The organism is Streptomyces sp. NPDC054841, from assembly GCF_053611045.1.
The window spans coordinates 1-11350 of the sequence record NZ_JBSGZO010000277.1 but is presented as its reverse complement, the minus strand read 5'-3'; the positions used below and the strand labels follow the sequence as shown (position 1 = coordinate 11350).

Sequence of the window (11350 nt, the reverse complement as noted above, 5' to 3'; positions counted from 1 at the left end):
TACAGAAACGGGCCCCTGACGCGATGTCTGACCCTTCGATCAGAAGCGGCGCGTGATCAGCGCCCGCTTGACCTCCTGGATCGCCTTCGTGACCTCGATGCCACGCGGGCAGGCGTCCGTGCAGTTGAACGTCGTGCGGCAACGCCACACGCCGTCCTTGTCGTTGAGGATCTCCAGCCGCTGCTCGCCGGCCTCGTCACGCGAGTCGAAGATGAAGCGGTGCGCGTTGACGATCGCCGCCGGGCCGAAGTACTGCCCGTCGTTCCAGAACACCGGGCAGGACGACGTGCACGCGGCGCACAGGATGCACTTGGTGGTGTCGTCGAACCGCTCGCGGTCCTCCGCCGACTGCCGCCGCTCGCGCGTCGGCTCGTTGCCGGTGGTGACCAGGAACGGCATGACGTCCCGGTACGCCTGGAAGAACGGCTCCATGTCCACGACCAGGTCCTTGAGGACCGTGAGGCCCTTTATGGCCTCGATCGTGATGGGCTTCTCCGGGTTGATGTCCTTGATCAGCGTCTTGCAGGCGAGCCTGTTCTTGCCGTTGATCCGCATCGCGTCGGAGCCGCAGATGCCGTGCGCGCAGGAGCGCCGGAAGGTCAGCGTGCCGTCGACGTCCCACTTGATCTTGTGGAGACCGTCGAGCACACGCTCCTTCGGGTCGATCTCGATCTGGAAGTCCTGCCACTGGGCCTCGTCCGAGATCTCGGGGTTGAAGCGGCGGATCCGGAAGGTGACCGTGATGTACGGGGAGGCGGCAGCCTCCGCCTCGACCTTGTCCAGTACGGGGGTTGCCATCAGTACTTACGCTCCATCGGCTGGTAGCGGGTCTGGACGACGGGCTTGTAGTCGAGACGCACGGTCTCGGAGCCGTCGGCGCCGACCTCGCGGTACGCCATGGTGTGGCGCATGAAGTTGACGTCGTCGCGGTTCGGGAAGTCCTCGCGGTAGTGACCGCCGCGGGACTCCTTGCGGGCCAGCGCCGAGACGGCCATGACCTCGGCCAGGTCGAGCAGGTTGCCCAGCTCGATGGCCTCCAGCAGGTCCGTGTTGAACCGCTTGCCCTTGTCCTGGATGGACACGTTCCGGTAGCGCTCGCGCAGCTCGGCGATCTTCTCGACCGCCGTCTTGATCGTCTGCTCGGTGCGGAACACCATCACGTTGGCGTCCATCGTCTCCTGCAGCTCCTTGCGGAGCACGGCGACCCGCTCCGTGCCGGTGGAGCTGCGCAGCCGCTCGACCTGCGCCTCCACGAGGGAGGCCGGGTTCTCGGGCAGCTCGACGTAGTCGGCCTTCGCCGAGTACTCGGCGGCGGCGATACCGGCGCGGCGGCCGAAGACGTTGATGTCGAGCAGCGAGTTGGTGCCCAGGCGGTTGGCGCCGTGCACCGACACGCACGCGACCTCACCGGCGGCGTACAGACCCGGAACGACGGTGGTGTTGTCGCTGAGGACCTCACCCTCGACGTTCGTGGGGATGCCGCCCATCGCGTAGTGCGCGGTCGGCTGGATCGGGATCGGGTCCGTGTAGGGCTCGATGCCGAGGTACGTACGCGCGAACTCCGTGATGTCCGGAAGCTTGGCGTCCAGCTGCTCCGGCGGCAGGTGGGTCAGGTCCAGGAAGACGTGGTCGCCCTCGGGACCGCAGCCGCGGCCCTCGCGGATCTCCGTGTAGATGGAGCGCGAGACGACGTCACGCGAGGCGAGGTCCTTCATGACGGGCGCGTACTTCTCCATGAAGCGCTCGCCGTCCTTGTTGCGGAGGATGCCGCCCTCACCGCGGGCGCCCTCCGTCAGCAGGATGCCCATGCGCCAGATGCCCGTCGGGTGGAACTGGAAGAACTCCATGTCCTCCAGCGGCAGACCGCGCCGGTAGCAGGCGGCCTGGCCGTCACCGGTCAGGGTGTGCGCGTTCGACGTCACCTTGAAGAACTTGCCGGTGCCGCCGGAGGCGTAGATGACCGCCTTCGCCTGGAAGACGTGGATCTCGCCGGTGGCCAGCTCGTACGCGACCACGCCCGCCGACTTCTTGACGCCGTCGACCTCGGTGATCAGCTGGTCCAGGACGTAGAACTCGTTGAAGAACTCCACGCCCTCCTTGACGCAGTTCTGGTACAGCGTCTGGAGGATCATGTGGCCGGTGCGGTCCGCGGCGTAGCAGGACCGGCGGACCGGGGCCTCGCCGTGGTTGCGGCTGTGGCCGCCGAAGCGGCGCTGGTCGATGGTGCCGTCCGGGGTCCGGTTGAACGGCAGGCCCATCTTCTCCAGGTCGAGGACGGCGTCGATGGCCTCCTTCGCCAGGATCTCGGCGGCGTCCTGGTCGACCAGGTAGTCACCGCCCTTGACCGTGTCGAAGGTGTGCCACTCCCAGTTGTCCTCCTCCACGTTGGCCAGCGCGGCGGCCATGCCGCCCTGCGCGGCGCCCGTGTGGGAGCGGGTGGGGTAGAGCTTCGTCAGCACGGCGGTGCGGCTGCGCTTCGTCGCCTCGATGGCGGCGCGCATGCCGGCGCCGCCCGCGCCGACGATGACGGTGTCGTACTTGTGAATCTTCATGAGTGGAACCTCAGCCCCGTGCCTAGCGGATGTTCGGGTCGAAGGTGAAGATCACCAGCGTGCCCAGAAGGATGGTGAACACCGTGGCGGTGTACAGCAGGCCCTTGAGCCACAGGCGCGTGTTCGGCCGCTCCGCGTAGTCGTTGATGACCGTACGCAGACCGTTCGCGCCGTGCAGCATCGCCAGCCACAGCATCAGCAGGTCCCAGACCTGCCAGAACGGGTTGGCCCAGCGGCCCGCGACGAACGCGAAGCCGATCTTGGACACGCCGCCGTCCAGCACCAGCTGGATCAGCAGGTGGCCGATGACCAGGACGACCAGCACGACACCGGACAGGCGCATGAAGAGCCACGCGGCCATCTCGAAGTTGCCGCGGGTCGACTTCGGGGTCTTGCCGGTGCGCTTGCGCGGGGCCTCGATGACCGGGGCGGGGTTGTCGACGTCGTACAGGCCCGTGCCCTCGACGGCGCCGATCGCGGAAGGTGTCTCAGTAGACATGTCGGTCCTCAGCTCCCGAACCACTCGCGTGCGGCGTGGCCGAGCACCGGGTAAAGGGCGCCCGCCATCAGTACGACCCAGATGCCCATCACGGTCCAGAGCATCTGCTTCTGGTAGCGCGGGCCCTTGGACCAGAAGTCCACGGCGATGACACGAAGGCCGTTCAGCGCGTGGAAGAGAATGGCGGCCACGAGGCCGTACTCCAGCAGTGCGACGATCGGCGTCTTGTACGTGGCGACGACATCGTCATAGGCCTCGGGGGAGACACGGACGAGAGCGGTGTCCAGCACGTGTACGAACAGGAAGAAGAAGATGAGGACACCGGTGACTCGATGAGCCACCCAGGACCACATGCCTTCCCGGCCGCGGTACAGCGTTCCAGCCGGCACGGAAAAACCCTCCGGGAGCGGGGATTGGAGCCGGCCGCCAGTCCTCTCAATGTTGACAGCTCTGTCGGTCTGGCCCGGCCGGGTACGGTCCACCGGCCCCGGCCATCGTAGCGACGAGATGTCGGTTCCCTCGCGCGGGGTCCGCTGGTGTGATCAAACCGGCAATCAAACAGGCACGGACGGGCTATCGGTGCGGCCGTCCGGCCGGTCCGAAACTACTCGGTTCCGGATGGTTGGCTACTACATGTGCCAGTCGGGCGCGGGCGAGGCGACGCAGTTGGTCGGCGGCGATCGCCCGCTCCTCGTCCGCATCGTTGCCGAGCCGGGAGCGGATCCCTGCCAGCATCTGGTCGGGCTGCTCGTCGGCCCGGACGCCGTCCAGGCAGATCACGAAGGCGTGGCCGAAGCTCGCCTCGTACGCGGCGTGGGCGGCGCGCAGCGCGGTGTGTGCGGCCGGTGGCGCGGTCGGGTGCAGTCCGGAGGAGGATTCGTCGGCGAGGGCTTCGTCCAGGTCGGCCGCGGAGAGGTCGTAGCTGGCCTCGTCGGCGGCGGCGAGCAGGGCGGCCAGATCGGGGTAGGGCCGGTGGATGACGATCCGCTGCGCCCAGCGGTGGCTTCCGCAGCAGCTGAGCAGGGCGGCTGTGGCGGCGACGGCCGGGACGGTGTTGAAGCGCTCCAGGCCGGGCATGCGCGGCCGTGCGGGTCCCGTGGCGGCCGGGTCGGCGGGTCCGGCGGGAGCCGGGATGCGCACGGCGGGGCGGAGTGTCGGCGGTCGCTGCGGGAGGCCGGTGGGCGGTTCGCTGGGCAGCGTGGGCTCCGGGACGACTGGGGGCGATGGGGTGGTTGAGCTGCAACGCTATCGATGCGCGGCACGAGCTGTCCGACGGATACGGGAATTTCACCCGGACGGGAGAGGTTCGGCACGCATGGTAGACAGACCTGACTGAAATTACCCGATTCACCTTCGTTCGTCATACTTCAGCTGGAAGAGAGGCTGATTCGGTGAAGTGGCAATCCCTGGGCGCACGGCGCGTGGGCTCGGCCGTCGTTGCGGCCGCGGCCCTGTCGGCGGTGGTGTCGTGCTCGAACGGCGGTTCCGCGGGCGCGGAGCCCGGTGGCGCACAGGCGTCGCCGCCCGCACCGCCGGCCGCGTCGCCCACGCCGGCACCCTCGCCCACGAAGGCGTATCCGCTCTCCACGGCGCCCCTCACCATCCCGTCTGTACGGGACCACGAGCCCGCGCGCGGGCCGGGCTGGCGGCCGGGGCCGGGCAGCGCGGTCGTCGTCGCCAAGGGCAGCGAGGCGCTCGCCGACGAGGGGCGGCTGCTCTCCCAGGAGCTGAAGACCGGATTCCGCAACAGTGGCCCGGTCAACGCCGGCGACATCGAGCTGTCGCTCGCCAAGGCGGGGCAGGGCGCGCCCGAGTCGTACACCCTCACCACCCGCGACAACCGTGTGAGGATCACCGGCCCCGACGAGGCCGGCGTCTTCTACGGCACCCGCACCCTGAAGCAGGCCGTCCGCTCCGGCGGCACGATGCCCGAAGGCGTCGTACGCGACCGGCCCGACCGGCCGCAGCGCGGGCTGAACGTCGACATCGCGCGCAAGCACTACACCTCGGGCTGGATCGAGGCCCGGCTGCGTGAGATGGCCGACCTCAAGCTCAACCAGCTCGGGCTGCACTTCTCCGACGATCAGGGCTTCCGGATCGCCTCCGACTCCCATCCCGAGGTGGTCTCCGCCGAGCACCTCAGCAAGGCCGAGGTGCGCAGGATCATCGCCCTCGCGCAGAGCCTCCACATCACCGTCGTGCCCGAGATCGACTCGCCGGGCCACCTGGGCGCCGTCATGAAGGCCCACCCGCAGCTCCAGCTGCGCAACGTCAACGGCGTGCCCCGGCAGGGCGCCATCGACATCTCCAAGCCCGAGTCCGCGCAGATCGTCGACGATCTGCTGCGCGAGTATTCGGCTCTCTTCCCGGGAGCCTGGTTCCATGTCGGCGCCGACGAGTACCAGGCGCTGACCGTGCGGAACCCGGCGGCCTCCTACCCCCAGCTCGCCCAGGCGGCCGTGCAGAAGTACGGCCCGAACGCCGGCGTCCAGGACCTCGCGACCGGCTGGCTCAACGACCGCGCCGCGGTGGTGCGCGCCGCGCAGAAGCAGCCCAAGGCCTGGAACGACGGCTTCTTCGCCGGTGGCGTGAAATCCGCGGACAAGGGCATCGAGGTCGAGTACTGGACCGGTAAGGAGATCGGGGCGCGGCCGCCGCAGGAGTATCTGGCGGAGGGCCGCCCGGTGGTCAACCTCAACGACGAGTACCTCTACTACGTGCTCGGCGAGCCCAACCAGTTCACCTACCCCACGGGCCGCCGTATCTACGAGCAGTGGACCCCGCTCGTCCTGCGCGGCACGACCCCCGTCCCGGAGCGCTACTCCGGTCAGATCCTCGGCGGCCGCCTCGCCGTCTGGAGCGACCTCTCCCGGGCCCAGACCCAGGACCAGGTGGCGGCGGGCATCCGCATGCCCCTGCGGGCGGTGTCCCAGAAGCTGTGGACGCCGGGGCAGCCGGCGCTTTCGTGGGCGGAGTTCAACGCATTGGCGAACAAGCTCGGCTGAGGGTTAGGGTCCGCAGGCCGGTCGTCCTCGTACGACTGTTCGGCGCGCCCTGGGGAGGGGCGCGCTTCTCCTTCTGTGACCCTTGGGGGGTTTCTTCTATGAGCAATGCGCCTTGGCCTGCGCCCGCGCCTGCATCGATGCCCGCGTCCTGGCCGGTGCTCCGGTCGCCCGTCGGGCTCTCGTACGCCGTCACCGCGCTGCTCGGTCTCATCATCGTGGTCGATCTGCTCATCATCGCCGCCTCGCTCAACATACGGTCGCTCATGAGCCAGGTCGCCGCGAACAGCTCCGTCGCCAATGACGAGGCCCAGCTGAACCGGGCCGATTACGCCATGGCCGGTTCGAGCGTGCTGTACGTCATCGCCCTGCTGGCGACGGCCACCGTCTTCATCATCTGGTTCCACCGGCTCCGCCTGAACGCCGCGACCTTCGCGCCCGATCTTCAGCGAAGGACGGCGGGCTGGGCGATCGGCAGCTGGTTCATCCCGTTCGGGAACCTCTGGATACCGCGGGGGATCGCCGCCGACATCCTGCGGGCGAGCCAGGCCGATCCGTACGGACGTGAGCCCGCGGGCCGCGGCCTCCTCAACGCCTGGTGGGGCGCCTGGGTCTGGTCCGCGCTTTTCGACCGCTACGCGAGCAAGGCGTACGACAAGGCCAACGACGTGGACGCGATCCACGACGCCGCGGCGCTGGTGGTGACCAGCGCCGTGTTCGACATGGTCGCGGCCGTACTCGCCATTCTCTTCGTACGGAAGCTGACGGCTCTGCAGCACACCAAGGCCCTGGGTGGACCGGCCATGACCGCTGTGTGAGCCCGGGCGAATCGGGGCCAACCGGGCGTCCGAGTGACGATTTCAAGCCACCTGGCGCAGTAAGGGACGTACAGCGTCCGCACTGTCGGGAGGCGTCGATGAGCCTGGTCCAACTGATCGCTGAGGCGGATGAGCGGAGCCTGGCCGCGAGCGGTCTCGCCTGTCTGGACCGCTGCCTGCCCCTGCTGGTCGACGAGACCGATGTGCTGCGCCCGCTCTGGGCGGGTATCGCCGCGGGCGAGGACGGCTGGGCCGGGCGCCTGGCCACCGCGAGAGCCGCCCTGGGCGACGCCGACGAGGCGGCGGCTCCGGTGCGGAAGATGATCGGCGCCGCGCCCTCCGAGTGGGCCGCGGGTCCGCTCGCCGAGTGGGCGACGGCCTGTTCCGCCCTGGCGATCGAACTCCACCAGACGCTCGACCCGTCGGGCGGGACCGAAGGCCCGCTCGTCACCGGGGAACAGCGCCGCCAGATCCAGATCCTGGAACTCCTCGCCGATACCCCGGGCGGCGTCGGGCTGCGCCGGGCCCTGGACGTCTCGACGGAGGGCCGGCGCGTACTGCGGGCGGCCCTGTCCCGCCGGGCGAGGGCTCGGAGCTGACCGTCCGACCAGGGCCTACCGGGCGGGCGTGAACCCTTGCGGTCCGCCCTCCGCCACCACCTCGGTGCCCACGAGGAGGTCCGCGTATCCGTCCCCGTTCGCGTCCCGCGCCGTCAGCGAGTCGAAGGCCCGGTCCGGCAGGACGGTCGGCGCGCCGGTCGTGGTGAGGCCGGTGGGCGAGCCGTGGAACGTGACGATCCCGCGCCCGGTCGCGACGGCGAGATCGGCGTACCCGTCGCCGTTCAGATCCCCCGAGGCGAGGGCGCGTCCGCCGGCGCCCATCAGCACGGCCGGTGGGCCGGTGCGCAGGCCCTGCAGCGAACCGTTCAGCACGGCGAGGGGCATGGCGCCGGCCGCCGTACGGTAGGTGACGGCTGCGTCCTCGTCGCCGTCCGCGTCGAAGTCACCGACGGCGGCGTCCGCGTCCTCCGCGTCCTCGGGCACGACACCGGTCTGCGTGGCGGTGGCGAGCATGCGGATGGCGGGCAGGTCCGCGTACAGGTTTTCGCCGGGGCAGTCGGTGTCGTTGGCGTCCCGGTGCCCCGACAGCCGGCTGAAGGTGGCGGTCTGCCCTTCGTCGAACCACTCGTTGTCGTCGGCCGCGGTGAGGGTGGCCGTTCCGGCCGCGTCGACCCCGGACAGGCCCAGCTTCCAGGCCACCAGCCCGGCGACCGCCTCGCGGACCGCGGGGGTGGTGGTCGCGTCGTTGTAGTCGCCGATGAGGGCGATGCTGCTCGTGTCGACGTTGAAGGCGTACGTGTGCGCGCCCTGGACGGGCTGGTCGATGCCGCCCGCGCGGCCCTCGAAGACCGTGCCGCACCTGTCGACCAGGAAGTGATAGCCGATGTCGTTCCAGCCCTGGCTCTCCACGTGGTACGTGTAGATGCTTCGCACGATCGAGGCCGAGTCGGCGCAGTCGTAGGTGTTCGACCCGCCGGTGTGATGGACGAAGATCGCCTCCGTGCTGCTGTTGTACGTGGGCTCACTCCCGACGTAGGACTCGTCCGCGCCCCACTCCGAGCGTGAGGTGATGGCGGGCGCTCCACCGGGCGTCTCGGCGCGCGGGGACGCGGGCCGGGCTGTTCGGCCCTGCGGGTCGACCAGGTCGAGCCGCAGCCCCTGCGGCAGCGCCTCGCCCCTGGCGCGCAGTTCCACCCCGTCGGACGGTCCGGTCCACAGCGGCGCGCTCCCGGCCCGCATCGGCTCGGTCCCGGCCCGCGGTCCGGCCGCGCCGTGCCCGGGCCCGGACTCGGTTCCGGACTCGGACTCGGGCCCCGACTCGGGCGTGCGTGCATCGGTGTCGAGCTTGCGCCACGGCGACCAGGTGCCGGTACGGCTGTCGCGGGTACGGACCTCGGCCGTGCCGCGGAGCTGTGCGTGCGGGTCGTCCCAGGTGAGGCCGACCATGCTGAACGGTCCTGTGGTCCGGGCGGGGAGCGCCCTCAGCGCCGGGGCGTCACCGGCGGGCACGGGGACGGTGTGGACGTCGCCGCCCGTCGCGACGGGCTCGGAGGCTGTGGGTTCGGAGCCGCCTGTGGGTTCGTAGCCCGCCGGTCCGGTGAGACAGAACCCGATGGCCATGGCCGCGGCGACGACCAGGGCGGTGCGGGAGCGCCTCGTGGGGCGGTTTCTCATGAGGCGCGAGCATATGGACCGAGCACCCGCAAAGCGCCGGGACGGGCCGCGGCCCTGCCGATGATCGCCCGAAATGAGCAGGTGATTGACGGGCCATCGGAATCATCGGAATACGGGACCGAACAGCCGCGGCCCGGACCACCCCCGCCCGCCGCTCAGTGCCCCAACCCGCTTGCATTCGCCGGGACAAACACTCATGAGGCGAGAATGGCGGCGGTCAGGAACAGGAAGAGGACGGGGGCGTGCGGGTGAGCCGATGGGGTGACGCGGTCGATGTGGTCGTCGTGCTCTCGGTCCTCGTCGCCCTGGCGGTGGAACGCCGGGTGCCGGCGATTCCGGTGGGGCCTGCGGTCGGCGGGCGCAGAATCGGTCCCGGGGTCCCGCTGGGCGTGGTGGTGGCACTGGTCTGTCTGAACCAGGTGCTGTTCACCGTCTACGTCGCGCGCGTGCACGGCGGCGACGCGTCCTTCATCGCCAGGTATCTCCCCGAGGGCTGGTTCGCCCTGGCCTCCACCGACAGCGGCCTGCTGGGATGGGCGGTCGCGAACTTCCCCGCACCGGAACTCCTCGCGCCCTCCGTGCTGCGGGTGCAGGCCTTCCTCGAACTCCCCTTCGTGCTCCTGGCCTTCATGGTTGCGCTGCGATGGCTGGACCGCTCCCTGTACCCGAGGGTGGCCGGTTCGCCGCTGCTCTGGGCCGCGTCGGGTTCGTACACCGCCGTGTTCTGTCTCGTCGAGTGGGATCTGCGCAATCCGTACACGGTCGATGACATCGCCGTCCGGCTGGTGGCGGCTGTGGTGACACCGGTGTTCATCAGGTGGCTCGCCGCGCGCCAGGACGAAGACGAGGACCAGGACGACGACGAGTGCGAGGACGACGACGAGTGCGAGGCGGATGGAGGGCCGCTCGGGGCGGGCGGCCTCCTGCTGTTCTTCGTGTCGCTCGCCGCGCTGGGGGCACTGGTGCTGATGGTGTACGACACCGCCCTCCTCTACAACCTCGGCAAGGCGGAGCGGACTTGGCCGTACGCTGCGGCCTCTCTGTTCGTCCTGTTCCTCGCGCGCAGGGCCGCCGGAAAGGTTCACGGTCGGCCGGTCCCCGGCGGCGCGGTGGCGGTGATCAGCGAGGGCCTGCGACGCTGGCTGGTGCTGTTCTTCGTGCCCGCACTCGCCGTGCGTTACGGGGTGACCTTCGGGACGCCTGAGCTGGCGGCGGCCGCCGGACTTCTGATCCTGCTCGTGGCAGCGGCGTACGCGCTCCGGCAGGGCGGCTCCGGGTCCCGGTCGCTCCTGGGCGCCCAGCTCGGCGCCGCCGCGGTCGCCGGGACGGCCGCGGCGTACGTGGCAGGTTCCTGGGCGAGCGGCACCTACTACGAGGTCGCGCTCCTGAGCGCCGCAACGGCGTTTCTGCTCACCGGCCTTGCGGTGTGTGCCGCCTCCGACGCCATCGCGCGTTAAGGGGAAGTCCGTTGAATCAGTGGAGGAGGAGTCGGGGGACTCGGGGGAGTCGACGGCCTGTCACATGCCGCTGGTACGGTCCCGCCATGGCCGACGATCACGGATCAGCGAGAAGCCCCGTCACCGCCGACGACGTCCAGCATGCTGTGCGGCTCGCGCTCACGACCCTGCGGAGCCGCCTGGGCGGCGATTGGGACACCAAGGCCGGGACCCTGGAGTGGACCTGCTGGGAGACCGTCGAGCACCTTGCCGACGACCTCTTCGCGTACGCCGCCCAGATCGGCCCGGACGCGCCCCCGCTGGACAAGGAGATCCCCTTCCACTGGTTCGCGCGACGGGAGGGCGGGCCCGCGAACGTGACCTTCGCGGACCGGGCTGCCGGGCCTGCCGGGCTGCTGACGGTACTGGAGGCGTGCGGGGCGATGCTCACCGCGATGGTCCGGACGGCGCCGGCCGACATGCGCTCGTACCACGGCTTCGGGGTGTCGGACCCGGAGGGCTTCGCCGCCATGGGCGTGGTGGAGACCCTCGTCCACACCCACGACATCGCCGAGGGGCTCGGTGTCTCCTGGACCCCGCCGGCCGGCCTCTGCGACCGAGTCCTCGCCCGTCTCTTCCCGGATGCGCCCGCGGACACCGACCGCTGGGCCACCCTCCTGTGGGCGACGGGTCGCGGCGCACTGGACGGCCGGGGGCGCCTGGAGTCGTGGCGGTGGTACGGGGCGGTTCCCGACTGACCGGATCCGTGTGACCGGACTCGCGCATGGCAGCGGCCGGGACCCTCTGAC

At 70.2% G+C, this 11350-nt stretch carries 11 protein-coding genes; 5 read left to right on the top strand and 6 right to left on the bottom strand.

Going from position 1 to position 11350, the window contains the following annotated elements; translation table 11 throughout:
- Positions 1 to 39 precede the first annotated feature (39 nt).
- The 5 genes from ACWGI8_RS29185 to ACWGI8_RS29165 form a co-directional block, all read right to left on the bottom strand.
- Positions 40 to 798 (bottom strand): succinate dehydrogenase iron-sulfur subunit, encoded by a 759-nt coding sequence (locus ACWGI8_RS29185; protein WP_453665365.1) that lies wholly within the window; start codon positions 796 to 798, stop codon positions 40 to 42.
- Positions 798 to 2552: a succinate dehydrogenase flavoprotein subunit gene (sdhA, locus tag ACWGI8_RS29180; protein WP_453665363.1), complete on the bottom strand. Its 1755-nt coding sequence runs from the start codon at positions 2550 to 2552 to the stop codon at positions 798 to 800. The genes ACWGI8_RS29185 and sdhA overlap by 1 nt, the downstream gene beginning before the upstream one ends.
- 22 nt (positions 2553 to 2574) lie before the next feature.
- Entirely contained in the window at positions 2575 to 3051 is a 477-nt protein-coding gene (locus ACWGI8_RS29175; RefSeq protein WP_453665361.1) for a succinate dehydrogenase hydrophobic membrane anchor subunit, read from the bottom strand.
- 8 nt (positions 3052 to 3059) lie between these two features.
- The gene (sdhC, locus tag ACWGI8_RS29170; protein ID WP_453665360.1) at positions 3060 to 3440 is read right to left on the bottom strand and encodes a succinate dehydrogenase, cytochrome b556 subunit; all 381 of its coding nucleotides are present in this window, start codon (positions 3438 to 3440) and stop codon (positions 3060 to 3062) included.
- Between the two features lie 184 nt (positions 3441 to 3624).
- Positions 3625 to 4191, bottom strand: coding sequence for a 2-oxo-4-hydroxy-4-carboxy-5-ureidoimidazoline decarboxylase (locus tag ACWGI8_RS29165; protein ID WP_453665358.1), 567 nt, complete (start codon positions 4189 to 4191; stop codon positions 3625 to 3627).
- A gap of 251 nt (positions 4192 to 4442) precedes the next feature.
- Here ACWGI8_RS29165 and ACWGI8_RS29160 point away from each other — a divergent pair, with 251 nt between their 5' ends.
- The 3 genes from ACWGI8_RS29160 (at position 4443) to ACWGI8_RS29150 (ending at position 7470) form a co-directional block, all read left to right on the top strand.
- A complete protein-coding gene (locus tag ACWGI8_RS29160; protein WP_453665356.1) occupies positions 4443 to 6056 on the top strand; it encodes a beta-N-acetylhexosaminidase in 1614 nt (537 codons plus the stop codon).
- A gap of 137 nt (positions 6057 to 6193) precedes the next feature.
- Positions 6194 to 6871, top strand: a complete 678-nt coding sequence (locus tag ACWGI8_RS29155) for a DUF4328 domain-containing protein (RefSeq protein WP_453665354.1) — start codon at positions 6194 to 6196, stop codon at positions 6869 to 6871.
- A gap of 98 nt (positions 6872 to 6969) precedes the next feature.
- Positions 6970 to 7470 carry a hypothetical protein gene (locus ACWGI8_RS29150; RefSeq protein WP_453665353.1) on the top strand — a complete coding sequence of 167 codons (501 nt, stop codon included), beginning with the start codon at positions 6970 to 6972 and terminating at the stop codon, positions 7468 to 7470.
- Positions 7471 to 7485: 15 nt separating this feature from the next.
- Here ACWGI8_RS29150 and ACWGI8_RS29145 read toward each other — a convergent pair whose 3' ends face one another.
- Positions 7486 to 9105 carry an N-acetylmuramoyl-L-alanine amidase gene (locus tag ACWGI8_RS29145; RefSeq protein WP_453665351.1) on the bottom strand — a complete coding sequence of 540 codons (1620 nt, stop codon included), beginning with the start codon at positions 9103 to 9105 and terminating at the stop codon, positions 7486 to 7488.
- A gap of 242 nt (positions 9106 to 9347) precedes the next feature.
- Here ACWGI8_RS29145 and ACWGI8_RS29140 point away from each other — a divergent pair, with 242 nt between their 5' ends.
- Together ACWGI8_RS29140 and ACWGI8_RS29135 are read left to right on the top strand one after the other, a co-directional pair.
- Entirely contained in the window at positions 9348 to 10562 is a 1215-nt protein-coding gene (locus ACWGI8_RS29140) for a hypothetical protein (protein ID WP_453665349.1), read from the top strand.
- 86 nt (positions 10563 to 10648) lie between these two features.
- Positions 10649 to 11299, top strand: a complete 651-nt coding sequence (locus tag ACWGI8_RS29135) for a hypothetical protein (protein WP_453665348.1) — start codon at positions 10649 to 10651, stop codon at positions 11297 to 11299.
- Positions 11300 to 11350 lie beyond the last annotated feature (51 nt).